General features: G+C 39.7%; 25 protein-coding genes. 20 read left to right on the top strand and 5 right to left on the bottom strand.

Annotated features, from left to right (window positions below; all coding sequences use genetic code 11):
* Positions 1–184: 184 nt before the first annotated feature.
* Complete coding sequence (locus PT287_RS02095) at positions 185–847, top strand: DUF4097 family beta strand repeat-containing protein (protein WP_277132202.1); 663 nt, start codon at positions 185–187, stop codon at positions 845–847.
* A 79-nt stretch (positions 848–926) separates the two neighbouring features.
* Here PT287_RS02095 and PT287_RS02090 read toward each other — a convergent pair whose 3' ends face one another.
* Entirely contained in the window at positions 927–1,493 is a 567-nt protein-coding gene (locus PT287_RS02090; protein WP_277132200.1) for a DNA-3-methyladenine glycosylase I, read from the bottom strand.
* 168 nt (positions 1,494–1,661) lie between these two features.
* Between PT287_RS02090 and PT287_RS02085 the strand changes: the two genes are divergently transcribed.
* The 10 genes from PT287_RS02085 (at position 1,662) to PT287_RS02040 (ending at position 12,885) form a co-directional block, all read left to right on the top strand.
* On the top strand, positions 1,662–2,708 hold the full coding sequence (locus PT287_RS02085) for an aldose epimerase family protein (RefSeq protein WP_277132198.1): 1,047 nt from the start codon (positions 1,662–1,664) through the stop codon (positions 2,706–2,708).
* Between the two features lie 147 nt (positions 2,709–2,855).
* Positions 2,856–3,038 (top strand): hypothetical protein, encoded by a 183-nt coding sequence (locus PT287_RS02080; RefSeq protein ID WP_277132196.1) that lies wholly within the window; start codon positions 2,856–2,858, stop codon positions 3,036–3,038.
* A gap of 21 nt (positions 3,039–3,059) precedes the next feature.
* Entirely contained in the window at positions 3,060–3,545 is a 486-nt protein-coding gene (locus PT287_RS02075; protein WP_277132194.1) for a hypothetical protein, read from the top strand.
* Between the two features lie 52 nt (positions 3,546–3,597).
* A complete protein-coding gene (locus PT287_RS02070) occupies positions 3,598–4,995 on the top strand; it encodes a metallophosphoesterase (protein WP_277132192.1) in 1,398 nt (465 codons plus the stop codon).
* A 108-nt stretch (positions 4,996–5,103) separates the two neighbouring features.
* Entirely contained in the window at positions 5,104–7,053 is a 1,950-nt protein-coding gene (asnB, locus tag PT287_RS02065) for an asparagine synthase (glutamine-hydrolyzing) (RefSeq protein ID WP_277132190.1), read from the top strand.
* A 13-nt stretch (positions 7,054–7,066) separates the two neighbouring features.
* Entirely contained in the window at positions 7,067–8,341 is a 1,275-nt protein-coding gene (locus PT287_RS02060) for a carboxylate--amine ligase (RefSeq protein ID WP_277132188.1), read from the top strand.
* Positions 8,342–8,428: 87 nt separating this feature from the next.
* On the top strand, positions 8,429–8,995 hold the full coding sequence (locus PT287_RS02055; RefSeq protein WP_277132186.1) for an ImmA/IrrE family metallo-endopeptidase: 567 nt from the start codon (positions 8,429–8,431) through the stop codon (positions 8,993–8,995).
* Positions 8,992–9,534: a hypothetical protein gene (locus PT287_RS02050; RefSeq protein ID WP_277132185.1), complete on the top strand. Its 543-nt coding sequence runs from the start codon at positions 8,992–8,994 to the stop codon at positions 9,532–9,534. The genes PT287_RS02055 and PT287_RS02050 overlap by 4 nt, the downstream gene beginning before the upstream one ends.
* Before the next feature lie 91 nt (positions 9,535–9,625).
* The gene (locus PT287_RS02045; RefSeq protein ID WP_277132183.1) at positions 9,626–10,846 is read left to right on the top strand and encodes an MFS transporter; all 1,221 of its coding nucleotides are present in this window, start codon (positions 9,626–9,628) and stop codon (positions 10,844–10,846) included.
* Positions 10,847–10,935: 89 nt separating this feature from the next.
* The gene (locus PT287_RS02040; protein WP_277132181.1) at positions 10,936–12,885 is read left to right on the top strand and encodes a M13 family metallopeptidase; all 1,950 of its coding nucleotides are present in this window, start codon (positions 10,936–10,938) and stop codon (positions 12,883–12,885) included.
* 98 nt (positions 12,886–12,983) lie between these two features.
* Here PT287_RS02040 and PT287_RS02035 read toward each other — a convergent pair whose 3' ends face one another.
* The 3 genes from PT287_RS02035 to PT287_RS02025 all read right to left on the bottom strand — a co-directional run bounded on the left by PT287_RS02035 (position 12,984) and on the right by PT287_RS02025 (position 16,613).
* Positions 12,984–15,011 carry a KUP/HAK/KT family potassium transporter gene (locus PT287_RS02035; protein ID WP_277132180.1) on the bottom strand — a complete coding sequence of 676 codons (2,028 nt, stop codon included), beginning with the start codon at positions 15,009–15,011 and terminating at the stop codon, positions 12,984–12,986.
* Between the two features lie 118 nt (positions 15,012–15,129).
* Complete coding sequence (locus tag PT287_RS02030) at positions 15,130–15,552, bottom strand: hypothetical protein (RefSeq protein ID WP_277132179.1); 423 nt, start codon at positions 15,550–15,552, stop codon at positions 15,130–15,132.
* Positions 15,553–15,764: 212 nt separating this feature from the next.
* Positions 15,765–16,613, bottom strand: coding sequence for a hypothetical protein (locus tag PT287_RS02025; protein ID WP_277132178.1), 849 nt, complete (start codon positions 16,611–16,613; stop codon positions 15,765–15,767).
* A 186-nt stretch (positions 16,614–16,799) separates the two neighbouring features.
* Here PT287_RS02025 and PT287_RS02020 point away from each other — a divergent pair, with 186 nt between their 5' ends.
* Complete coding sequence (locus PT287_RS02020; RefSeq protein WP_277132177.1) at positions 16,800–17,465, top strand: type 1 glutamine amidotransferase; 666 nt, start codon at positions 16,800–16,802, stop codon at positions 17,463–17,465.
* Between the two features lie 40 nt (positions 17,466–17,505).
* On the opposite strand, the gene PT287_RS02015 is transcribed toward PT287_RS02020, so the two are convergent.
* Positions 17,506–18,420 carry a prolyl aminopeptidase gene (locus PT287_RS02015; protein WP_277132175.1) on the bottom strand — a complete coding sequence of 305 codons (915 nt, stop codon included), beginning with the start codon at positions 18,418–18,420 and terminating at the stop codon, positions 17,506–17,508.
* 513 nt (positions 18,421–18,933) lie between these two features.
* Between PT287_RS02015 and PT287_RS02010 the strand changes: the two genes are divergently transcribed.
* The 8 genes from PT287_RS02010 (at position 18,934) to PT287_RS01975 (ending at position 24,572) form a co-directional block, all read left to right on the top strand.
* Positions 18,934–19,686, top strand: coding sequence for a PAS domain-containing protein (locus tag PT287_RS02010; RefSeq protein ID WP_277132174.1), 753 nt, complete (start codon positions 18,934–18,936; stop codon positions 19,684–19,686).
* Positions 19,687–19,785: 99 nt separating this feature from the next.
* The gene (locus tag PT287_RS02005; RefSeq protein ID WP_277132173.1) at positions 19,786–20,235 is read left to right on the top strand and encodes a DUF3290 domain-containing protein; all 450 of its coding nucleotides are present in this window, start codon (positions 19,786–19,788) and stop codon (positions 20,233–20,235) included.
* A gap of 11 nt (positions 20,236–20,246) precedes the next feature.
* Positions 20,247–20,882, top strand: coding sequence for a DUF421 domain-containing protein (locus PT287_RS02000; RefSeq protein ID WP_277132172.1), 636 nt, complete (start codon positions 20,247–20,249; stop codon positions 20,880–20,882).
* An 11-nt stretch (positions 20,883–20,893) separates the two neighbouring features.
* Positions 20,894–21,715 (top strand): Sir2 family NAD-dependent protein deacetylase, encoded by an 822-nt coding sequence (locus PT287_RS01995; protein WP_277132171.1) that lies wholly within the window; start codon positions 20,894–20,896, stop codon positions 21,713–21,715.
* A 12-nt stretch (positions 21,716–21,727) separates the two neighbouring features.
* Positions 21,728–22,681 carry an exonuclease domain-containing protein gene (locus PT287_RS01990; RefSeq protein ID WP_277132170.1) on the top strand — a complete coding sequence of 318 codons (954 nt, stop codon included), beginning with the start codon at positions 21,728–21,730 and terminating at the stop codon, positions 22,679–22,681.
* 97 nt (positions 22,682–22,778) lie between these two features.
* Positions 22,779–23,639: a DNA/RNA non-specific endonuclease gene (locus tag PT287_RS01985; protein ID WP_277132169.1), complete on the top strand. Its 861-nt coding sequence runs from the start codon at positions 22,779–22,781 to the stop codon at positions 23,637–23,639.
* A gap of 402 nt (positions 23,640–24,041) precedes the next feature.
* Positions 24,042–24,254: a DUF1659 domain-containing protein gene (locus PT287_RS01980; protein WP_277132167.1), complete on the top strand. Its 213-nt coding sequence runs from the start codon at positions 24,042–24,044 to the stop codon at positions 24,252–24,254.
* A 42-nt stretch (positions 24,255–24,296) separates the two neighbouring features.
* On the top strand, positions 24,297–24,572 hold the full coding sequence (locus tag PT287_RS01975; protein WP_277132165.1) for a DUF2922 domain-containing protein: 276 nt from the start codon (positions 24,297–24,299) through the stop codon (positions 24,570–24,572).
* Positions 24,573–24,608: the final 36 nt, after the last annotated feature.

Genomic DNA, 24,608 nt, shown 5'->3' with positions numbered 1-24,608 from the left:
TGAATGATAACTCTTTGAAAATAGTATCTTTGGTAGGATCTTTTTTGTATAATATTCAAGGCGTAGAAAAGTTAAAAGACGGTTTACTATCTGTGAGTGAAGAGATTGATGCCGATGTGCGTTAGTGGGTTCATACTCCAATTGATTACAGGCAACGCCGGTTGAAGCTAGCAACCATGCTAAAGTGCACACTAAAAAAGATGTTGTTAACCAATTTAATCAGGTTAATGCCAAGCTAAAAGCAGCTAGTTTGCATATCCAAACAGGAGAAAAGTTTCAGGCTAAGATTAAATACACGAAAAAGAACCCAATTTCTGTTCAAAACAACAAGGACAATCTGCTAATTACCGAAAAGAAGGTTAAAACAAAGAAGATTTACTACTCTCCTCAAATTTACCTTACTGTTCCAGATAAGTCTGACATAACCAAACTTGTCGTTACTGGACAAGCAGGTACGATTGACATTAATAACGTAATAATTCCAAATGCTGCTGTGACCTTAACAGCAGGTACAGTTAGAGCAAATAATGCTATGCTTGCAAACTTTAATGTTAATTTGCGGTCTGGTAATTTAGCTATTAAAAATTGTCGCCAAACTTTGACAGCCCAGCTGACAGCAGGTAGTGCCGAAATTACAGATAGCACGTTAACTGGTGATAGTTCACTTAACGTGATGACTGGTGGTATTTTTATCAATAATGTCACTAACGCCAGTTATAATGTGGCCGTTACTATTGGCCTGTTCAAATATCAAGGGCAGAAACTAAACAACAGCCTTGTACAAAGTCTTCCTGGTGTCCCAATCTGGACTTTAAATGTGATTACAGGAAAAATTGTTATTGCCTAATAAGATTACTTTTTTTAAAAATATTAAAAATAAGTAAAAGCGTATCTGTAACTTGAATGTCAATTGGTAGTTAAAAATTTTACCCGTGATACTTAAACGGACAGGTTTCTAAATGGTCATTAATCAGACCAATGCCTTGTAAGTAAGAATAAATTACAACAGGACCAACAAAGGAAAAGCCGTTCTTTTTTAATTGTTTGGCAAGTTGCTTAGCAACGTCATTAGTTGTTGGTATATCGGTCATTGCTTGAGGGTGGTGGATTAGTGGCGTCTTGATAAACTCCTGTAAATAGCGGCCAAAGCTGCCATATTTTGCTTCGACAATTAGAATTGCCTTTGCATTTTTAATGGCAGCAGTGATTTTCTGGCGGTTACGAATAATGGACTTATCTTGCATTAGAGTTGCGACGTCTTCGTCGGTCATTTGGGCAACTTCTTCAGGAACAAAGTTTTTAAAGGCACGTCGAAAATTTTCCCGTTTGTGCAAGACAACAGACCAGTTAAGTCCAGATTGAAATAGTTCCAAAATCAACATCTCGTAGAGATATTGCTCGTCTAAATTAAGTTTACCCCACTCATGGTCGTGATATTGCTGCATTAAATTGTCTTGGCTGTCGCCCCATGGACAGCGTAAATGTTCTTCCATATTAATAGCTCCTTTAAATTTTATTTTACTTGCTTAATATTAAGTACGCAAAAAATAGTGGAAATAATAACGCGGATTTTATGGTACTAACAATTAATTTGCCATTGGGTAGTAAAAGTAATATATTAATGTAAGCGAATACAGTGAGTAAACTTTGGGAGGACAAAAATGAAAAACGTACATGGAACAATTAGCGAATTTGACGAATATCAGGGTCACAAAATTCAAGAGTTGAGTTTGACAAATGCTAACGGGGTGACATTATCACTGTTAACTTTAGGCTCAACAATTTATGAAATCAGGGTACCAGGTAAGAACGGCGCACACAATATAGTTTTAAATTATTATCGCAGTCAAGACTATCTTGCCAATCCATTTTATGTTTGCATGGCGATTGGTCGGACAGCTGGGCGAATTATGAATGGGCAAATTATCCTTGATGGTCAGACGACACAATTACCGCAAAATGAGGGGACAACAACCTTGCATGGTGGGCCAACAGGCTTTAATAGTCAGATTTGGCAGGGTAAAATTATTTCAACTGCCGAAGGTGATGCAATTGAAATGAGTCATTTGCAAAAAGATGATGGTTACCCAGGTGAGTTGCAGGTTAAGATTGTTTACACTCTATCATCTGATGATGTTGTTGGCATCAATTATACTGCCACGAGCACGGCCGACACTGTCTTTAACCCAACACAGCATGTTTACTTCAATTTAGGTACTGATGATACAATTGCCAAGCAAGTGCTGAAGGTAAATGCGGCGCAAATTCAGGAGTTAGACAAGGACAAGATTCCAACTGGTAAGCAAATTCTAGTTCAACATACACCGTTTGATTTTCAACAACCAACAAGTCTAGGTAAAGCAATTGCAGGGATGAGTGATACTGCTGAAAAGGGTTTTGATGATATTTTTGCAGTTAAGCCTGACGATGACAATTTGATTGCCAAGCTAGTAGACCCAGAAACTAACACTAGCGTGGGTATTGAATCCGATAGAAACGGCTTGGTAATGTTCACGGCTAATTCATTTACTAAAGATGAGATGAATTTAATTAGAACTAATGGTGTGGGCCGACCATATGAAGGGATTGCTCTTGAGCCGCAAACCTTGTCTAAAGCTGGCAGTGCGCAAGACTTTTCTGCAATCGAATTGAAAAAGGGCGAAGAAAAGTCATATACAATAAAGTATAATTTAAGCTATGAAAAATAACGCTATTTATGCACAATACGTAGGCTGTTAATAAGAGCAATGCAAGCTGCCAGCTGAAGCCAAAGTATTGAAATTTTAAGGCTGTTTTTGGCCAAGTCAAAATAAGTTAAGAATACTACCGAAAAATTATTGCAATGTGATAAACTGATGATTGCTAAAATTAGAATTTATATTTGTCAAAACGAGCAAAAGCAGGCTTCTTACGATGATAAATTTTTTAATAAAAATTGGTTCTTGATAGATATTTACCAATTTGAAATAAAATTAAAGAATTTATCGTTGAGAAGTGATAAAGGGGCTAGTTTAATAACTATTTTTGGTATAATATAAGTTGAACTTTAGGAGGATACCATGGATAAGTTAGAGACAATGACTTTGGCCGATGACTTGGCCGCGAACCAAGAAAAGATTTTGAATAAGGAAATAGCGTTTGATGCAGATGCTGTTTATCGTGCAGTTGATAGCTTGCATATTTTAAACAAGCCGCTTAAAGACTACTTTGATATGACGCAAGAGCAATATTACGAGACTGAAAGTGATCATAAGCTGACCTTGATTAAATTGTCAGAGAAGCTAACAGACTTGCACGATCGGATTTTAACTAATCATGTGGATGGTTTTGTGGATAAGGATGAAATTAATCTGACTTATAATCATGAAGATCCTTATGAGGATAATTTTTATAACAGTACAGTTGATTATCATGTTGTCGCATATAGTCTTAAGGTAATTAGTGCGGTTCAAGCAATCGCCTTTAAGGACTTACAAGGGGTATTGTCAAAGGATGCGGTTTTGTCAATTGGCTTGGCAGCACATGCTTTAGCAGAAAATGCATAATTTTTAAGCTGGACTATTATTGGTTCAGCTTTTTTTGTTAGGGGCCAAAATCATGAATGTGTTTAGGCATGCAGAAGGATTATTTGATCGTTTAATTGGTGTTAAAAAGCGGGCGGCTTTTAAGAATAAAAGTACAGAACTTGATCCAATGCAGGAGTATATGACGGTTGGCGAGTATCTCGTTGATGGCGAGCAGGGGACGCCGGGAGGTCAGCCGTATAACTTGACTGTTTATAAGGATGAGAACGGCGTTTTACATCAGGCACTCAGCTTAGAGAGTACGGAAAAATTGGCGCCGGAATACGTGCGGGAGTTTAATCAAGAGTTGGGTCGCTATCGCGCGTTTGCTAATCGTAAGACTGGGCGGCGCTATGTGACGGAACAGTACCTTGACGAATTTATTACTCGAGTTCACGATCACGTGCGTCAGGGTAAGAATTCCGTTAATGTTAGTGTGATTTCTGATACCCACTATAAGGATCGCAATAGCAGTGATTTTTATGGTTGGAACGGATTAACCCATGTTAATGAATTTTCTTATCTGGATGATTCTGGCATGCTTGACCTCAAAGTTCATCTGGGTGATTGGATTGATGGCTCAGACACAGGTTTTTTAAGTGAGAGTGAGCTGATTAGGCTGCGTGATTCCTTTATATCTAACAAAGTTCCATCAATCATGATTAAGGGCAATCATGACGAAAACGATAAGTATGATGAACATCATGATTTAAAGGCATCTTTTCCCGAAAATGAATTTGAAAGTATTATGTGGCCCAAAATGTATGCCCAACAGGACATTCATTTTATTTCGCACCAGCATGGCGTCTGCTACTACGATGTTGATGATTTGCGCTTTATTTCCGTTAATACTTCGGATGTTCCTTATGAGCTCGATGCCCAGGGGCAAAAGAAGTATGATACTAAAATAACGCTAGCAGTTAGAGAAGACCAGATTGAAGAAATTATTGAAATTTTAGAGCAATCATCAAATAAAAAAATAATTTTGATGAGCCATGCTAATCCGATTAACCGTAAGGGGACTAATGCTTTAAAGTACAATGGTCGCTCGCTGCATGAGCTTCTTGTTGCGTTTAATCAATGTGAAAAAGGACAGATGCATTCTAGTCGCGGAATACCACCAGAATTTCGCTTGGCAAATGATTTTGACTTTACCAATATTAAGAATGCGCGAATTATTGCCTACTTCTGTGGTCACCGCCACCGTGAAGACCAATATCGCATCAACGGCATTCAGTATATTTTGTTTAACTGCTCGGCTTTAATGGGGCCGAACCACGTGCTGACGACCAAGTACAACAAGAATTGGAATCGCCAGATTGACCACCATACTGAATTTGCTGGTTATATTGTAAATATTGACTTGCACCGCCATGCTATCCAAGTATTTGGTTATGGTGCTGCATCTAAACGCAGAATCTTTTATATTTAGTAAAATTGAGCCGGACATCTTGGTAATCGTCCGGCTTTTAGCATATAATAAAACAGTTAAAATAAAGAATTTAATAGATTAAGAAAACTAATTAAGGGAAGATAAACTATGTGCGGAATTGTCGCATTTTATGATCCAGAAATAAATGACAAACAAAAAGCCATTGGTAAAATGATGGCAACGATTAAACACAGAGGTCCGGATTCTGACGGAATGTATACTAATGACAAGGTTGCACTGGGCTTTAGAAGATTATCAATTATTGATTTACGCTGTGGTAGTCAGCCAATTTTTAATGAAGATAATACACGAGCAATTATTTTTAACGGGGAAATTTACAATTTCCAACCATTAAGAAAAGAACTGATTGATGCTGGACACACCTTCACCACTGAAACTGATACAGAAGTATTACTGCATGGTTTTGAAGAATGGGGAATGGATGGTTTGCTCAAGCGTGTGCGCGGAATGTTCGCCTTCATTATCTGGGATGATAATACTCAAACAATGTATGGTGCGCGGGACTTTTTCGGAATTAAGCCACTCTATTACAGTGACGAAAACGGACATTTGCTCATGGGTTCAGAACTGAAGAGCTTCTTTGCTTTCCCGGGTTTTAAACGGCGGTTAAATACAGAAGCAGTTAAACCATATTTAATGAACCAATATAATGACCTCGAGGAAACCTTCTTTAAGGGAGTTCACCGCTTCCCAGCAGGTCACTGGTTTGAATACAAGGACGGCAAGATGACGACCCATCAATATTGGGATGCCGAATACAAGGCTAACAATTTGAGCTTTGAAGAAACTGTTAAAAAGATTGATGACGATCTTAAAGAAACGGTTGACTTGTACAGAATTGCTGATGTGCCAGTTGGTGCCTTTTTATCAGAAGGTGTAGATTCCAGTTATATTACCAGTATTTTGGATCCCGACGATGTTTTTTCAATTTCATTTGATGATGCAACTTATGATGAGGCATCGAAGGCAAAGGCCTTGGCTGACATTAAGGGATGGAAGTTCTTCTCCGATAAAGTAAAGTCGGATGAAGCAATGCATGACTTCCCCGAAATGCAGTATCACATGGATGAGCCGGATGCGAACCCATCAATTATTCCGCTTTGGTACTTGTGTAAAATGGCGCGTAAGCACGTGACAGTTGCTCTATCAGGTGAAGGTGCCGATGAGTTATTTGCTGGTTATGTCAATTACGGGATGCACACGCATAACAACATTATTAAGGTCTTTACATCACAATTAACCAAATTGCCGAAGAAGACCAAGGTTAAGTTGGCACACACAATTAAGAAGATGCCAAACTTCCCAGGGAAAGTGCATCTGTACACTAATTTAGCCGAGCCAAGTGAGTTTTACGTTGGTCAATCCGTTATTTATGATATGGATTACCCGACAATCTTTACTTCCGAAGATGCCAACAGCATTTTGAAGCCGTCATACCGCAATAAGTTGACGGTTAACAGTATTTACCAGTCTGACTTTAAGAAGGTCAAGGACCTCGATAATGTTCGCCAAATGCAATACATTGACTTGCACCACTTTATGCTGAATGATATTGAGCAAAAGGCGGATAAGATTTCAATGGCACACTCATTGGAATTACGGGTGCCATATCTTGACCGCAAGATTGCTGAGCGCGCAAACGCGATTCCAACTGAATATTTAGTTAATAAGCATGACACCAAGTATGCTCTGCGTAAGGCTTCTGAAAGAGTTTTGCCGGATGAATGGGCTAAAAGGCCAAAATTAGGCTTCCCAACGCCAATTAAAGAATGGCTGCAAGAGCCACGCTTTGATAAGCAAGTACGAGAAATGTTTAGCGAAGACTTTGTCAGCGATATTTTTGAGCAAGACAAAATTTTGCAATTACTTGATGAAAACTTCAATGGCGATGGTTCTCATCGACGTCAAATTTGGACAATCTATACCTTCCTTGTTTGGTACAAATTATTCTTTGTTGATTATGAGGGCACCGTTGCCAAGTACCAACACGTGCAGCCGGAAGTAGCTAGCTTGATTGAACAAGGCAAGCTAGTTTAATAGGAGCAAGATAATGAATCAAGATTTTACGCCAATTTTATTGGGTAGCGATATTAATGTCTATGGTATGGCACGCTCGTTTAATCAAACTTATGGTATTAAGGTGAAGGCGCTGGCTGACAGTCAGCTTGCAGCAACGCGTTATTCAAAAATAATCGAAGTTGAGTTGCATCAGGGCTTTAGCGAAGATCCAACTTTTATGACGGTGATGCGTGAGCAGATGAAAATCTATCAAGACCATCAAGAACCAGTGATTCTGATTGCTTGTGGCGATGGCTATGCAGAGCTGCTTGCTAAACACAAGGACGAACTACAAGACGTATTTGTTGTTCCGTATATTGATTATGACTTGCTTGAAAAATTGATTTCTAAGGAAGGCTTCTATCAAATTGCTGAAGAATATGGCTTGCCATATCCTAAGACCAAGATTATTACTAAGGCTGACTTTCAGGCTGAAAATTATTTGCAGCTGCCGTTCGATTATCCAGTTGAATTAAAGCCGGAAGATCCTGTTTCTTGGCTTGATGTTCACTTTGAGGGGCGCAAAAAAGCTTTCACGATTCATGATGAAGCTGAATTAACAGATATTGTTGGTAAAATCTACGGTAATGGCTACGAAGCCGACCTGATTTTGCAGGACTTTATTCCCGGGGATGACTCTAACATGCGAGTGTTAAATGCCTATGTTGATAAGGATCACCACGTTAAGATGATGTGTATGGGTCATCCTTTACTAGAAGACCCGACGCCGCAATCGATTGGTAATTACATGGCGATTTTGCCGGAATATAACGAAAAATTATACGAGCAAGTTGAAGCCTTTTTGGAAAAACTCAATTATACTGGGATGGCTAACTTTGACATTAAGTACGATGAACGTGATGGCCAATACAAGTTTTTTGAAATTAACTTGCGTCAGGGCCGGTCGAGTTTTTATGTAACTTTGAATGGCTATAATTTGGCTAAGTGGTATGTTGACGATTATGTTAATGATGATTTGAAGGAAAAGCCGACGGTTTACGGTAATAAATTAAAGTCCAAGCATGTTCTATGGCTGGGCGTTCCGGTTAAGATTTTTAAAGAATATGCTTATGACAATGAAGCTAAAGAGGCTGCCGAAGAATTAATTCATGAGGGTCGCTATGGTACCACTGTCTTTTATGATAAGGATCGCAATTTTAAGCGCTGGCTGTTAATGAAGTATATGTTCCATAATTATTATGACCGTTATAAGAAGTTTTATCAGGTGAACAAGGGTCAATTCTTTGAGAAGAAACCACAAAAATAAAGTTATTTGTGTTGTAAAAATATTTTGAAGAATAATAGGATAATTTTGATTTTTTTGATAAAATTACTTTAGAAAAGGGTGATTAACATGCAAAACATTGAAAAATATGCTGAAAGAATTAATAAAATAGTTTTTGGTGATTCAATAAATTATGAAGACTTAGAATTTTATTTAGAGCAACAGGGTATAGATGTTAGGTATGTAAGTAATCCTGCTTTAGATGGCTATTTAAGATGGGATCAAAATGAAGGATGCCCTGTTATTACAGTAAGTATTTCTAATAATGCTTTAGTACGTCAAAGATTTACTATGGCGCATGAATTAGGACATTTGATTTTAGAACATGATTGGATACCAGGAGCAAATAATGATGCTGCTGAGTTAAAATTACAAAATAAGAATGTATTGAATACATTAGCTTATCGTGGAAAAGCTAAATATACGAAAGAAGAGTATGCTAAAGAAAGAGAAGCGAATAAATTTGCTGCTTCGTTTTTGATCCCTATTTCAGGGCTTAAGATTATGGTTCAAGAGGCAATAGATAATAAGCAAAGTGGAGATCAATTAATTAATGATGTTGCGAGAAAATATAAAGTATCTACTCCTACTGCTAGATTTAGAGTAAAACATTATTTGGAGAATTTTGTTGGATGACGGTAGATGATAAATCTAAAGAAGAAGCTAAAAAGATATTACAAGAAATATCTGAAAGCATAAAAAGTGATGGGCGGAGTACGTTAGGTTTTGACGAGGCTTATAGGAATTATCAACAAAATATTCGAAAAACTACAGCACCTTCAACAGAACAATTAAATAGTGTTAGTGAAGAAACTTCATATAGTGAACGTGATACTTTTGAAGAAGCTTTAGAAGCCGAGAAAATAAAAACTAGTCATTTAATAACCCACATAGATGATTTTGTTGAGAAAGAATATAGAGAAAAAGAAATTGCTAAAAAATGGTTCACTATAGGACTTACAATATATTTTTTGCTTGTTACAGGTTTTACAGCTTACGTACTATTGAATAATTTTTCTGATAGTGTTAAAAGTACTTTAATTGGTGGATTTTTTGTAAATTTAATAGGTTTGTTTGCTATTGTATTTAAATATATTTTTTCATCTAGTAAAGAATTGTATGATTTGTTAATAAAATTGATCGAAAAAAATCATCATAAAAATAATGAAAAATAACTTTTTGGAACACCACTTTGCTAAGGGGTGTTCTTTTTTGATACTTCTTGCTACACTGGTAATTGGAACTTAAATGGGAAGGACTGAATAAATGAAACTTACACATGGATCTAATAATGAAACAGAAGTTAAATTACGTTGGTTGCTGCTAGGTGAATTAGCCACGTGGATTGGGTCAAGCTTTGTTTGGCCATTGACGTCTGTCTATTTAAACAAGCAATTGCACATCAGCCTTTCAATGATTGGGGTTGTCTTATTTTGCAATTGTGCAAGCAACGTTTTGGGATCGCTTGTGGCTGGTCGCTTTTATGACCGCTATAATCCGTATCCCTTAATTGTGATAGGACTAGCTCTTGATGCAATTATCTTATTCTTGATGGCCTTTTTCCATGGCTGGCCAGCCTACTGGATCTGGCTAACGTTAACCGGATTGATTAGCGGCTGGAATGGTACGATGATTAATTCGATTGCGACTAGTCTGCGTAAATATCCGGGACGCTACGTTTTTAATTTGATTTATTTTGCTCAAAATGTGGGGACAGTTACAGGTACATTATTAGTTGGTTATCTATATGACTTCTCAATTGAATTCCTGTTTATTTTGGCTGCTAGCTTGTTTGCGATTGCTGCAATCAATGCCGCAATTAATTACCGGCCAATTATTAACTTTCATAAAAAACGCCAAGCTAAAACGGTAGCAGCTGGTGAGCAGCCAAAGGCACAACCGATGCCGAAATATAATATGATGCTCACTGTTGGCTTTTTAACATCCCTAGCTGTAACTTGGTTAATGTATATGAACTGGGAGTCCAACCTATCCGTTTATATGGTTTCATTGGGGATTCCATTCCATATGTACAGTTTGCTCTGGACACTAAACGGCGCGGTAATCGTGATTATCCAAGTGATCTTGGCGCGTTATCCGCACTTGTTTAAGAACCTGTTTCATCAGATTATCTTTGGAACATTGATGTTTGCTATTTCCTTTGTGACACTAATTTTTGCTCGCGATTTTGCTCACTTTGCCGTGTCAATGTTAATTCTGACTTTTGGCGAAGCTACAGCTTTTCCAGCCGTACCAGCTTACATTAATGACTTGTCGCCGTTATCGAGTAAGGGAAAGTATCAGGGGTTAATCAATATGGCTCGCGGGATTGGGCAGGCATTTGGCCCATTGTTTGGTGGCTTAGTTATTGATCGTTCTGGTTATATTCCGTTTTTTATCGTTGCGGCTATCGGAATTTTCTTAATGGTAGTTTTGCTAATCCCATTGCATGCAAAAATGCGCAAGCATCTGACACTGTACAAGTGATTTTGTAAATATTTTTTAATAATAGTTATTTAATTAAAATGATATGATTAATTTAACTTATTTTAATCTAATATTAGAGGAGGATTTTAATGAAAAAATTTATTGCGGTTCGAGGCGGCAGCGGTAATATAATTGAGCCTAAGGTGGGCACTAGACCACAGGACAACATGTATTTAGCTGTTAACTCTGAATGGTTAGAAAAAACTGAAATTCCATCCGATCGTTCGCGGATGGCATCGTTTGATGGCATTGATGTTAACGTTGAGAAGCACTTAATGGCTGACTTTGCGGACTTTGCGGCGGGTAAAAAGGATATTCCTGATGTACCAAACATGGCTAAGGCTGTCGAATTATATAAATTGGCTAAGGACTTTGCTAAGCGTAACGAGGATGGTGCTGCACCAATTAAGCCAGACTTAGAGCTGTTAACTGGCATCAGAGACTTTTCTGATTATAATTTAAACGCACCAGACCTAGCTACTTTTGCTTCAATTCCATTCGGCTTGAGTGTTGAACCAGATATGAAAAATACCAAGGTTAATGTGTTGAACTTTGCTGGGCCAGGAACTTTCTTACCAGATACAACAACCTATGAGACGCCGGATGCTGCCAAGTTATTGGCAATTTTGCAAAAACAGTCAGTTAAGTTACTGGAAATGGCAGGAATTGAAACTGCTGAAGCTGAAAAGTATGCTGCAGATGCAATTAAGTTTGATGCCAAGCTTGCTAAAGTAGTTAAGTCAGCTGAAGAATGGGCTGATTATCCAGCTTGTTACAACCCAATGAAGATTGCAGACTTTGAAGCAAAATTCAAAGACTTTAAGATTGCATACTACTTAAAGGAAGTCATCGGCGAGGAACCCGATCGAATTATTGTTGAGGAGCCACGTTACCTTGACCACGTTAACGAAATTATCAATGAAGATAACTTTGATGAGATCAAGGGCTGGATGATTGTTAACTTTATCAATGATGCTGCTTCGGACTTATCACAAGAATTTCGGGAAGCTGCCTTTCCGTTTAGTCAGGCTTTGTCAGGTCAACCAAAACTGCAATCTGGTGAAAAGCAAGCATACCATATTGCTAATGGTGCTTTTAGTGAAGTTGTTGGCGTTTATTATGGTCAAACTTACTTTGGCGTTGATGCCAAAAAAGACGTTGAAGACATGATTCACCGGATGCTGGCTGTTTATGAGGAACGCTTGCACAACAATACTTGGTTGTCAGAAGCAACTAAGAAGAAGGCAATCGTTAAGCTGGAAGCTTTGGAATTAAAGATTGGCTATCCAGATAAGATTGAAGAAATTTACAATCGTTTACAAGTTACCCCAGCTAGCCAGGGTGGCAGTTTGTATTCAAATAGTCGCGCCTTTGCTGTTGAGGAACAAAAGTATAACATTGAACAATTGCACAAGGAAGTCGACCGGACAATCTGGGCAATGCCGGGTAATTTGGTTAATGCGTGTTATGATCCACAAAGAAACGATTTGACGTTCCCAGCTGCCATTTTGCAGGCACCATTTTATGATTTGAAACAGGACCGTGCAACTAACTTTGGTGGGATTGGTTCAGTAATTGCTCACGAAGTTTCCCATGCCTTTGATAACAACGGTGCGCAATTTGACGAGTTTGGTAACATGACTAATTGGTGGACTGATGCAGATTACGCCGAATTCAAGAAGCGGACCCAAGATGAAATTGACATTTTTGACGGGATTGAATATGGCCCAGTTAAATTGAACGGTAAGCAGATTGTTTCCGAAAATATTGCCGATCAAGGTGGTCTGACAGCCGCAGTTGAAGCTGCTAAGAATGAAGGCGATGATTTAAGAAAACTGTTTGAAAACTTTGCTCGGATTTGGGCTAACAAGCAATTGACCGAATCAATCAAGACGCAAACTGCTGTTGATGTTCATGCGCCGGGTCCTGAACGGGCAAATGTCCAAATTCAATGTCAAGATGACTTCTATGATGTCTTTAATGTCAAGCCTACTGATGGAATGTGGCTTGATCCAGACAAGCGAGTTCATATTTGGTAATTGTGAATTTACGTAATAAAAAAGGAGCAGTGCTACTGCGCAACTCCTAAATAAAGAGCGTTTGGATTATAATCCAAACGCTCTTTTGATGTCTATTTTTAATTTTCTTCATTCTTTAAATTAGAATAATCGCGTGCTGCAACTCGCTTAATATGCAAGTTGCGTTCAGGTTTACCTAAGATCAGCGGTACGCGTTCGACAACAGTGTCTGTGTATTCAAGACCAAACCATGTTGCTGGGTTGGACGACAAGTTTTGCAGCCAAACCCGAGCTTGAACAATCCATTTTTCAAAGCCCTTAAGCTTAGTTAGTGGACTGACAACATCGTTAACGATAACGAAGGAAAAATCACCGACTTCACGTCCAGGCATTGTAGTGTATTCTTGTGGCTGGGCCTCAATCGTCCCGTCTTTGATTAGATCGTGGACGATTTGCCGCAAGTAGACGTTAACGCTAGTCTGCTTTTTAAAGCCGAGGAACAACTGGACGTTAATCACGTTCTTGGTGTCATAAGTATTAACGGCGTACTTGGCCGTGAATGGCTCGTTAGTAATGTTAACGGAAACGAACCAATAGGCATGTGCCCGCTTAGGACGCTTGTCCAGAATTGAGTATAAAATTTCCCGCTTGATAAATTTATTGTATTTAACTTTCGCCATATAAACCAAGTTGGTGGCGTAGACTGGGAAGTCATCGTCATGGCTCAAGTCGGTTAACATATCGGTAAACTCGTCAAGACGCACATAGGTGTTGGCACCTTCGTGTTTGTCGCGCACCTTATTACCAAAGTACCAGATGAACATGACAACACCGATAAAGCCGGCGATTAAGACAGTCACATAACCACCGCGCATGAATTTGGTTAAACTGGAAATCAAAAACATGCTTTCGATAAAGCCAAAGACTAACAGAAAGCTCAATCTTAAAATCAGTGGGCTCTTTTTAGTGCCCAAATATTCAAATAATAACAATGTAGTCATCAGCATTGTTACTGTGATTGACAGACCGTAAGCAGCCTCCATGTGCTCAGATGTCTGGAAGAACATGACAATGGCAATGGTTGCCACACAGAGCATTTTGTTCACTGATGGGATGTAAATTTGTCCGTGTTCAGTAGTTGGATAGTCAATATTCATTCGCGGCAGGAATTTTAACCCACTGGCTTCAGAAACTAGGGTAAAGGACCCAGTTATTAAGGCTTGCGAAGCAATAATTGCGGCGATAGTTGCCAAAATAATGGCAAACAGTCGTAAATTGGCTGGCACAGCTTCAAAGAAGGGGTTTAATTCAGTACCGTGAGTTTGGTAATTAGGATTTTGTAAAATCCATACTCCCTGTCCTAGGTAATTAAGTGATAAACAGATGAAGACATACGGCCAAGAACCGCGAATGTTACCCTTACCAACGTGCCCAACATCTGAATATAGGGCTTCAGCACCAGTAGTTGCTAGGAAAATTGACCCAAGGATAAAAATACCAACCTTGTTGGCAGGACTGAACAAAATTTTAATTGCCCAAAATGGATTAAGCGCTGCTAAAATCGACCAGTCGTGTGCCATGTTTAATACGCCGATTGCACCTAAGAAGGTAAACCAGACAAGCATAATAGGGCCAAAAGCCTTACCAATACTGCTGGTGCCGAGCATTTGAATTGAAAATAGCAGCAGCAAAATCACAATAGTAATGATGATGACCATTGTCTGACTGGGGACGGGGATACTAGAGCCAAACCGCATATTTTTTAACCCTTCAATTGAGGTGGTAACTGTTACGGCTGGCGTTAGTGTTCCATCGGCAAGTAGCGCTGCGCCACCGACTAAGGCAGGAATGACCAACCACTTGGCACGCTTGCGCACTAGCGCGTAAAGGGCGAAGATACCACCTTCGCCGCGGTTAGTTGCGTTAAGTGCCACTATTACGTATTTAACAGTGGTTAGTAAAGTAACCGTCCAGAAAATCAACGAGATTGAACCCAAAATTAATTCGCGATTAGCACTTGCCAGTCCGCCATTACCGGTTAGGATTGATTTCATTACGTAAAGAGGACTTGTCCCAATATCACCGTAAACAATTCCAATTGTAATTAGCATTCCAGCGGCTGAAATGCGCTTCTTCTTTTGATCCATAGTTATAAATACTCCCATAGACTAAAATAATATTTGCTTTTAAGTAAAAAAGAATGTCCAACAAGGCATTCTCTTTAAGTATCTATTTTGTTCTTTTTTCGTTGGTAGTACAAGTAAATTATGACAAAGAATTTTCGATTTTACTGCGACGGTCTTCATACCAATTGTCCCAGTCAATGTAAGCTGTCATTTTACTTGGGTCAACTTCGTCCTTCTTGGCAATTTCGTCAATTAAACTTTGGAAGTTGGCTGCGTGATATTGTAAAACGTGTCTGATTAATTCTTTACGTGAAAATTTGATGTTATCAAGCAAGTAGTGGTTAATGTCAACCATGTTTGCGCTGGTGTCATATCTGTCCATAATTTCTAAATCACGTTGATTGAATTGAGAAATGTAGAAGTCGGTGAAGACTTGCAAGTAGTCAGGCTGCTCAGCAAATTCTTCTTGTGTCATGGTAGACCAATCGGCATCTGGCATGACAACTTTAAGTTCATCATTTTCTTGTTCAGTATCTTTAGTGTTATTTTCTTGTTCAGTCAATGCGGACACTCCTTTAATAAAAATAGGAAACGTGAAAGTCAATAGTCATTTTACCGAGTTTAAGCGGTAAAAGCAACTATTGCGATAATTTACGTTAAATATAGTTGATGTTATCTATTAATTATATCATGTTTTTACTATTAAATTGGACTAGCAAGATAAAGCTCGTCCTTGTAATAAGAGGACGAGCCGAGAATTAATTGTCTTAAAAGTTATGGCTTTAAGTATTTTTGTACATCTTGCTTGGTAATTTGGCTTGGGCTAGTGTGGCCAGTACTTCTGTACATGTCAATTAAGTCCTGCGGACTCCATGACATTGAGTCAAAGCCTAAGCTCTGCAATTTTTTGCGTAATTGTGAAATTTGGCTGGTACCAACGGTCTTGCCATTAACCCTATGGTTGCCCATTGCACCTTCACCGGTTTTACCAGCATTGCCAGTGTCACCAGTAGAATCTTTAGCGGTAGTTACACTAGTGCCTTTTTCTTTAGCGGCGTCTTTGTTATTAGCGATGCCTTTTTGAGCTTGTTCCTTATATTTAGCATAATATTTGTCTTCAATGTAAGGCAGGTCAAGAATTTTTTGGTAGTGGTCAACAGCTTGCTGGTATTGCTTATCTTGCTCGGCCTTCTTGGCTTGGTCAAAGAGCGGCTTCAATTCGTGTTCGTAATTGTCTTTGACGTCTTTAATCGTTGCCTGCAGCTTTTGCCCTTGCTTAGCAAGTAGAGTATAGCCGTTATTTGCATTAATCACGTTATTAACATTGTTCAACGCGTTAGTATATTCGCCGTCTTTAGTGGCAGAAATAGCAGTCAGCATCTTGTCAGCTTGGTCTTTATATGCCTTAGCTGTTGCCGTATTCTTGAGCTTGATGGCTTTAGCAAAATTGCTGCTGGCACGGACATAGTCCTTGTCCATTACCGCGTCTTTGCCGTTATCCATCGCCTCAGTATATGCGGCGTTGACCTGATTGTTGCTGGCCTTCTGGGTACCATAAATGGTACTCCCACCAAGCACAATGATTACAACTGCCACAATTGTCCAAATCGTAGTTTTTTTCATAATAGGAAAAATCCTCCTTATTAACTTACTCTAATTATAATTGCTTAGGGCATATTTGACTACTGTTGGTGCTTTCTTAAATAAAAAACAACTCTCTAAGTTGATTATTCAATTTATTTAAACACAAAAAGTGTAAGATTACTGTATGATTAAAATTAGTAAAGCATTTTGAAAGAAGGCTACGTTATGCGCGTTAATATTCTGCAACATACACCTAATGAAGGTCCGGGCTCAATCATCGATTGGGCTGAGAGTCGCCATCATGAAGTTTATACGTATCATCCCTATCAGTTTGGCTATTTGCCAACTGCAGACGAGACAGAGATGTTGATTATTCTGGGTGGACCAATGAGCCCCAATGATGACTTGCCGTGGATTAAGCAAGAGCGCCAGCTAATTAAAACACTGCTGGCGCAAGATAAGCCGATTTTTGGTGCCTGCTTTGGTGCTCAACAAATTGCTAAAACGCTGGGTGCTACTATTAAAAAGGCGGCAGTCAAGGAAGTGGGCTGGGCCCCTGTTCATTTGGAAACAACTGCAATTCCTGATTTGCCAACTGAATTGCTTGCTCTGCACTGGCACGAGGAAATGTTTGAATTGCCGCAGGGGAGCCAATTATTATTTTCAAGTAAGTACCACCAAAATCAGGGCTTTGTCATCGGTCACCGTGTGCTTGGTCTGCAATTTCACTTTGAGCCTAAGGCTAATAATGTTCGCGAAATGGTCGTTAATGATTTTCCTTATATTAAGGGGTCAATCTTAAAGCAGTCGGCAGACGATATTTTACGCCAAGCTGTTCCGCAAGAGAACAAGGAGGTCATGTTCAAATTGTTAGATTACATTACCGAATAGTAAACAAAAGAGCAACTCGCAGTCGAGTTGCTCTTTTATTTTATTCACCCTTGAAAGTGCCAGCTTCAACTTGCTTGATGAAGTCAGCCAAGTGCTTGTAGTAAACGGCAGAGTTGTCAACCATGTGGTGGTGACCGCCATCTGGCGTTGTAACAAGACGTGAGTTAGGGATTTCTTTTTGCATTGTCTTTGCGGTTGCAATCGGCATGGTTTCGTTTTCGCCAAAAGTCAACAGCGTTGGCACCTTAATGTTCTTGAGTTGATCTCTAAAGTGCCAATCCTTCAACTTACCGGTGATTACAAACTCATTGTCACCTTGGAAGGCATTGTAAACAGCAGTGCCGCCAATGTCTTTTAGGTGGTACAGCTTAGATGGCTGCTTACGATCGACAAAGTTAATGTTCAAGATGTTAACGTCAGCTTGGTAGCGGTCATTGTCGTAATCGTTATTGGCTTCACATTCGTGCATGAAGTCAATCTCGGTTTGTGGGAGGACTTCTTGCCGGCGGCGGTTAACGGACGCAACGTATTCGTCAATTTCGTCAACCATTGAAGAAATGATGGCCCCCTTCAAGTGTTGACCATATTTAACGGCATATTCTTGGACCAAGAGGCCGCCCCAACTTTGGCCGATTAAATAAATGTTATCCAGACCTAATTTAGCCCGAACCTCGTCAACTTCATCTAAAAAGTATTCGTAAGTCAAATACTTTTTAGCAATTTCGGGGTCAGAATAATCAGGTTGGTCAGAATAAAGGGACCCAAGTTGGTCGTACATTGTTACTTGAACGTCCAAGCCCTGCTTCTTTAATTGTTCAGCAGTATCTTCCCAATATTCGTGGTTGCCTCCAGGGCCGCCGTGCAAAGCCAAAAGGTGAATGTCGCCGTGGCCTTGAGTGTTGGTCCATAAATGGTAACCGTTGTCTAAAGTAATAATTTTAGTACCAGTTTTCATATTTTCTCCTTTAATGTAATAATTACACTCTCATTTTAGCTCATATCTATATGAAAGAAAAATTACAAACGCGGTAAAAAATATTTTTTTGTTTATTGAGATTGCGAATATCACTATCTTAGTAGCAATTTGCATTAAAAGATATCGCTTACTTCTGATATAATAAAAAAAGTACATGAGAAATCATGTACCCCAAAGTTCACAATGAAAGGAAGTCTTATTTTGACAAACCTTTTGGTGTTTGGCACTGGCTATGGGGCACACTGGCATGTACCTTGAGACGCAGTGCCTAAGTCTAATCTAATAGCTTCGTCTCACTATTACTATCTTTACCATCAAGGTAATAATAGCACGGATTTGACATTTAGTGAAGCAGTTAAGCCATCATGGTTTAACTGCTTTTTATATTGTTAACGCGGCAAAAAAATATTTTTTAATTGCTAGTGCAAATTAAGCGCTTTTATAATACAATTATACTATTAGTAAGTTATTTATTGAACAAGGAGAATACGAATGGCAGAACCACAATGGCTGAAGGACATGAATCCTGATGAATATATGCAAGAAGACTTTGATGCGACAGGCAAGAGCCGCTATACAGTTACGGGAATTAATAAGGAAGACCCCGACTGGTTAGATCAAGCTGCTAAGAAGGTCCATGCTGCTGAAGGTGACGATTACGTTAAACTTGACAGTGGTTTGTTAACAGTTAATCAAATTAACTGGATGTTGCGCGACACGATTGGTGAATTATCGTTTGTCGATGACAATAACCAATTCTTGTGGTACAACCGTCCAGTTGACCCGAACGCCAAGATGAAGGCTAAACGTGTTCCTGAACAAGTTGGTAACACAATGAACGATGTTCACCCGCATGTTGCCGACGTCATTCAGGAGACCAAGAAGGTTGTCCATGCTTTGCGCACAAGACAAGCTGGTCACGATGATGTTTACATGCCAGTTCCTACTGGTAACTTGAAGGAAATGGTGCTTCATTACTACAAGCGCGTAGTTGATGATGAAGGTAACTATGCAGGTATTTATGAATGGGTTCAAGACTTGTACCCATTGGTAAAATACTTCTGTGAAACTACTGGTCAAAAGCTGGTGATTGATGAAGATGCAACAACTGGTGCAACCTTCAGACGTAATTCTGATCCTGATGCCAAAACCGGTGCTTCTACTAAGGCAGAAGCCGCAAAAGAAGAAAAACCTGCAGAGCCAGAGCCAACAACTGATACAGCTAGCGGTGCTTCTGAAAATTAAAAATCACTAAGTGGTGGTCAACTAATAGTTGGCCACTTTTTGTTATACTAAAAGCATAGATTGTAACTTGAATTTGTTAGGATAAAGGATGACAATGTGATGACTTTTTATACACTTAAATATATTGAGCAAAATCAAAACACGAGCAAAACAATACTTTATGTGCTAATCGCGGCAGCGGCGCTAACGATGATTGTGTTTGCGATTTTGTATTTGCGCCACCGGTTTGATACGCGCTATCGCGATTTGGGGATTATTGCGTTGCTGTTTTTACTATTGTTTGTGGGTACGCAGTACGAAAAATACGTGGAAACAACGCTGGTAAAGTCGCAGTCGGTTCAGATTGTGCCGTTTATCAAGTCAATTGCGCGTGATCAAGGCGTGACGACATCCGATGTTCTGGTTAATTCGACAACGCTGCAGAATGGCATAATTGTGCGCATTAATTCTAAAGACACCGATTATCAACTTAACTTAAATGAGGATAATAACAGTTATACCTTGGGTAAAGCTCATGTTATCAATCATGATGTTAATGTGAAGAATTAGGAGGCAGTCTCATGGATTATTTGCAACTTTTTATTAAATTTGCCCTTGGTGTGTTAACCCTGATTTTTCAGATTAATGTCTTTGGCAAAAGCAACTTGGCACCGACGACGGCTCTGGACCAATTACAGAATTATGTTCTGGGTGGCATTATCGGCGGCGTGATTTACAATGCCAATATTTCTGTCTTGCAGTTTTTGCTGGTACTGATTGTTTGGACGCTGGTCGTTTTCATTCTTAAATATGCGCGTGAGCACAATAATTGGGTGCGCAACGTGATTGATGGTAAGCCAATTCAGGTAATTAAAGAGGGTAAGGTGCTTGTGCGCAACTGCTTAACTGCTGGAATTTCTGCCAATGAGTTGATGTTTAAATTGCGCAGTCAGGGGATTTATTCGGTTGAAAATGTCAAAAATTGTATTTTTGAAAAGAATGGTCAATTAACTGTCATTCAAAAAGATGAGACAAATGTCCGCTTTCCTATTATTAATGATGGTCAAGTTAATCAAGATGTGCTTGAATTAATTCATAAGGATAATGAATGGCTTACAGAAGAAGCCCGAAAAGCCGGCTTCAAGAACGTGAGTGATGTCTTTTTAGCTGATTTTAATCATGGCAAGCTATCGTTTACGGGTTATCATGATAATTAGAAAAGGAAACTATGGAAAATTTAGACAAGGCAAAGCAGTTGTTAGCAGATGCTGAGGTAGTCATCGTGACTGCAGGCAATGGCATGGCGCAAGTTGAGGGGCTGGACATTCTGGCTCAAGGGACGTTTGACCAAGATTTCCCAGAAATTGCGCAAAAGTATGATGTGCATACAATTGGGGATGCTCTGGGTAAGAAATTTGAATCATGGCAGGAGCAGTGGCTGTTTTGGAGTAAATTAGTGCAAAAGTATACGCTGGCTTATCAGCCGAGCAAGACAATGCGACAATTAAAGCAATTGATTGGTCAGAAGCAGTACTTTATTGCCACATCGACTTTTGGGCATTTCTTTGAAACAGCGGGCTTTAATGAAAACCGGATTTTCAATGCCTTTGGCGACTGGACCAAGATGCAATGTTCAAGTGGCATTAACCATGGCCTAGAGGATAATCGCACAATTGTTGCTAAATTGGCGACTAAGAAAATTGACCAGGTTACAGCGGAAATGGTGCCTAAATGTAAAATTTGCCAGCAGCCAATGGAGTTGCACATGCCGTTAAATGCGCATTTTTATCCCGATACTGATGCGAATACTCGGTTTCGCTGGTTTTTAACAGGGAACGAGGACAAGCATGTGGTCTTCTTGGAACTCAGCGTTGACGCGACAAGTCCGCAGCTACTTGATCCGATCGTGCATTTAGTCCAGCAGTTTCCGCAATGGTCGTACGTGGCAGCCGACTTAACGCAGGAGATGTTGCCGGATGATTTACAAAGGCGTAGTGCGGCAACTGGGAGTGGCACTACGGCATTAATTGCTGGTTTAGTACAAAAATAGTGGGAAGTAAGAATGAGTATTTTTATTAAAAATGGGGTGCTGCACGTTTCTGGTGCCCAAAATAAATTGCGCGGCAAGGGACAGGAACTGCCGAGCTTTTTGCCCGACTACACAATGCTGGATATTGAAACGACGGGTCTTAGTCCTTATCGCGATCACGTGACGGAACTTGGCGGCGTGAAGGTGCGGAATAACGAAATTGTCGCTCAGTATAGCAACTTGGTAACTTATCCTGGGTCTAATAAGGTGCCGGCCTTTATCACTAAGCTAAATGGGATTACAGAGCAGCAGCTGCTTGATGAAGGTGTCCCTGTGAGACAGGCAATGCCCGAATTTCGCGACTTTATCGGGGATGATGTGATTATCGGCTACAATGTTAATTTTGACCTGAACTTTTTGTATGATTTAACTAAAAAGTTCAAGCTGGATGAGTTGAACAATGACTATGTTGATGTCTTGCGACTAGCGCGGGTGTATTATCCCCGCCAACGTAATCGCTTGCTCGACTGCATTCAGCGTGCTGGGATTGCACAAATTGAGCAGCACCACGGCTTGGCTGACTCGATTGATACGAAAAAGGTCTACGATGATTTTCGCGAGCACTTTACTGCTGAATTACTGCAACAGGCTAAGGACAAGGTGAAGAATCTGGATTTACTGGCAGATGAACTGGAATCCTGGCAGTTGGGCTTTCGCAATCCTATTAATAATAAGAAGATTGTCTTTGCGGGCAACTTGGGGATGGCTCATGAGGAAGCAATGCAGCTGGTTAATAATCTCGGCGGCCAAGCTCAAACTGAAGTTACCCCAGATACCGATTATTTGATTATGGGCGACCATGACTTCTTTGATAAAAATAATGCGGCAAGGCTCAAGGCTGAGGAGTTTAATCACGCTGGCAGTAAAATTAAACGCTGGTCAGAAAAGTTCTTCCTCAACATGCTCGATGAGTGGGCAAGAAGTTAAAACTAAGCACGATAACAATCGCGCTTTTTTATTGCGCATATTGCAAACAACAGTTCGATTAGTTATACTTAATTGATATTATTTAAGGAGCAATTTTATGGCGCGCAAGCGAAGTAAACGAACTAGCAAGAAAAGCAGCAACTTTTGGTCAGTTGTGATTATTTTGATTGCCCTCGTGTGGGGCGTCTCGACTAAAGGCGGCAGTGACTCCAGTGGCAATCATTTGGTCGACCAGTTAACTGGCAAAAAGCCGCAGACTACTGATGTGGGTAAGGCGCAAAGAGCGGCAAAAGTTTATGGCGGCCTTGCTCAAAAGGACTATCAAAAGTTGGCGCAATTGAACTTTAAGAGTGGCAGTAAAGCCTATATTACGGTCAATCACGACCATTCCACGTTGATTAAGAACGCATGGAAGGTCAACCGCGTAATTTATTCAGATTTGGACAATTTGAACCGCACGTCGCATTCCAATACGGCATTTTTAGAAAAGCGGAACGTGGCTAATGATAGCTTGCGTGTGCGGCAGGTCGTTGAGCCAACAGCGTGGCATTATAATCATCGCGGCAGCACGCAACTTTACAATCGCGGGCATATGATCGCTTATTCCGTGTCAGCTGGGATTGATCAGGAGGGAAATTATAATCCCGGTAATAAATCCGGCGACCAAAATAATCCGAAGAATCTCTTTACCCAGACGGCTTTTTCTAATCAAAAGATCCAAACGATCTTTGAAAGCAAAATTAGGGCAGCATTGCGGGCTAACAAGCGGGTGATTTATCAAGCAACGCCGATTTTTCGTGATGATGAGCTAATGGCACGCGGGATTAACCTGCAGGCTGTAGCAACTGACGGTAGTCTGGACTTTAACGTGTATCTGTTTAACGTGCAGCCAGACTATATCTTTGATTACGCCAATGGTCGCGCCAAGGTTAACCACGAGTTACAGGTAATTGAATAACTAACGAGGACTATTGTGATATGGTCCTTTTTTCTTTAGCTGCTGTTGACTTTTTGTCTAATATAGAATAGTGTATTAGTTAGGCAATACAATTAATTGACATGGTCCAAGTACCACAATTATTGCTTTGCCTAAAAGATACGAGAGCAGGTGCGAGCAGCAGAAAGTTATAATGAAAAAATGTTATTGGCAGTCAAAAACTTTGGCTGCTTGGATAAACAATAAATATACTACTAAAGGACTACTGCACTGCAGTAGTCTTTTGGTATCTCGCAAAATTTTGCCCTATTTTAAATAAAAATGTTACACTTGGCGATTTCAATTCGTTAGTAATAGTGTAAGACATCTAGCGCGCAGGTCGATTACACAAACGCAATTATTAATTACTAAGGAGTAACAATTATGAACTTTGAATTATCAGACCAATCAATCCAATATACTTTTTTGAATGAAAAATACACCGGCGGTGCCAAAAGCCGCATCTTAAACAATGTGAAGGAGGGCGTAACGGCAGCTGGTCTAGCAGATGTCGGGGCAGCCTTATCAACATTGCAAGGTGACACACTTGGCGCGGCGACTTTAATTCAAAAGCAAATTGTACCGTTGGCAGACTAAGAAAAGTAAAGCAATTATCGAAAAGAATAGGGGTAAATAATTATGACTAAGACAACAAAGACTCTACAATTGGTATTTTTAAATGGTGCAAATAAGCGTTCCAGCTTATCTCTGCCTGACGCGGCAAATGACTTAGAGCCAGCTACAGTCAAGGCAGCAATGGATGCAATCGTTAAGGCTGATGCCTTCCAAAAGGATGGAGTTGATCTGTATAAGATTCCTCAATCTGCTGCATATATTGAACGAACTGTTACTGATATGTTTGACGATGCTGCAAGTAAGCCAGAACAGCCTGCTAATCCTAGTCAAGTTGGCTAAGATAATTAGGACAATTAGGCAGTTCTTTAACAGATA

The sequence above is a fragment of the Lactobacillus sp. ESL0679 genome (genome assembly GCF_029433515.1).
Taxonomy (GTDB): Bacteria; Bacillota; Bacilli; order Lactobacillales; family Lactobacillaceae; genus Lactobacillus.
This window is presented reverse-complemented; position numbering and strand designations above follow the sequence as displayed.

Bases quoted from the DNA above. Each gene is read 5' to 3' on its own strand.
- PT287_RS02090 (WP_277132200.1), bottom strand. From the start codon at position 1,493: ATGGAAGAACATTTACGCTGTCCATGGGGCGACAGCCAAGACAATTTA.
- PT287_RS02085 (WP_277132198.1), top strand. From the start codon at position 1,662: ATGAAAAACGTACATGGAACAATTAGCGAATTTGACGAATATCAGGGT.
- PT287_RS02080 (WP_277132196.1), top strand. From the start codon at position 2,856: ATGATTGCTAAAATTAGAATTTATATTTGTCAAAACGAGCAAAAGCAG.
- PT287_RS02075 (WP_277132194.1), top strand. From the start codon at position 3,060: ATGGATAAGTTAGAGACAATGACTTTGGCCGATGACTTGGCCGCGAAC.
- PT287_RS02070 (WP_277132192.1), top strand. From the start codon at position 3,598: ATGAATGTGTTTAGGCATGCAGAAGGATTATTTGATCGTTTAATTGGT.
- asnB (WP_277132190.1), top strand. From the start codon at position 5,104: ATGTGCGGAATTGTCGCATTTTATGATCCAGAAATAAATGACAAACAA.
- PT287_RS02060 (WP_277132188.1), top strand. From the start codon at position 7,067: ATGAATCAAGATTTTACGCCAATTTTATTGGGTAGCGATATTAATGTC.
- PT287_RS02055 (WP_277132186.1), top strand. From the start codon at position 8,429: ATGCAAAACATTGAAAAATATGCTGAAAGAATTAATAAAATAGTTTTT.
- PT287_RS02050 (WP_277132185.1), top strand. From the start codon at position 8,992: ATGACGGTAGATGATAAATCTAAAGAAGAAGCTAAAAAGATATTACAA.
- PT287_RS02045 (WP_277132183.1), top strand. From the start codon at position 9,626: ATGAAACTTACACATGGATCTAATAATGAAACAGAAGTTAAATTACGT.
- PT287_RS02040 (WP_277132181.1), top strand. From the start codon at position 10,936: ATGAAAAAATTTATTGCGGTTCGAGGCGGCAGCGGTAATATAATTGAG.
- PT287_RS02035 (WP_277132180.1), bottom strand. From the start codon at position 15,011: ATGGATCAAAAGAAGAAGCGCATTTCAGCCGCTGGAATGCTAATTACA.
- PT287_RS02025 (WP_277132178.1), bottom strand. From the start codon at position 16,613: ATGAAAAAAACTACGATTTGGACAATTGTGGCAGTTGTAATCATTGTG.
- PT287_RS02020 (WP_277132177.1), top strand. From the start codon at position 16,800: ATGCGCGTTAATATTCTGCAACATACACCTAATGAAGGTCCGGGCTCA.
- PT287_RS02015 (WP_277132175.1), bottom strand. From the start codon at position 18,420: ATGAAAACTGGTACTAAAATTATTACTTTAGACAACGGTTACCATTTA.
- PT287_RS02010 (WP_277132174.1), top strand. From the start codon at position 18,934: ATGGCAGAACCACAATGGCTGAAGGACATGAATCCTGATGAATATATG.
- PT287_RS02005 (WP_277132173.1), top strand. From the start codon at position 19,786: ATGACTTTTTATACACTTAAATATATTGAGCAAAATCAAAACACGAGC.
- PT287_RS02000 (WP_277132172.1), top strand. From the start codon at position 20,247: ATGGATTATTTGCAACTTTTTATTAAATTTGCCCTTGGTGTGTTAACC.
- PT287_RS01995 (WP_277132171.1), top strand. From the start codon at position 20,894: ATGGAAAATTTAGACAAGGCAAAGCAGTTGTTAGCAGATGCTGAGGTA.
- PT287_RS01990 (WP_277132170.1), top strand. From the start codon at position 21,728: ATGAGTATTTTTATTAAAAATGGGGTGCTGCACGTTTCTGGTGCCCAA.
- PT287_RS01985 (WP_277132169.1), top strand. From the start codon at position 22,779: ATGGCGCGCAAGCGAAGTAAACGAACTAGCAAGAAAAGCAGCAACTTT.
- PT287_RS01980 (WP_277132167.1), top strand. From the start codon at position 24,042: ATGAACTTTGAATTATCAGACCAATCAATCCAATATACTTTTTTGAAT.
- PT287_RS01975 (WP_277132165.1), top strand. From the start codon at position 24,297: ATGACTAAGACAACAAAGACTCTACAATTGGTATTTTTAAATGGTGCA.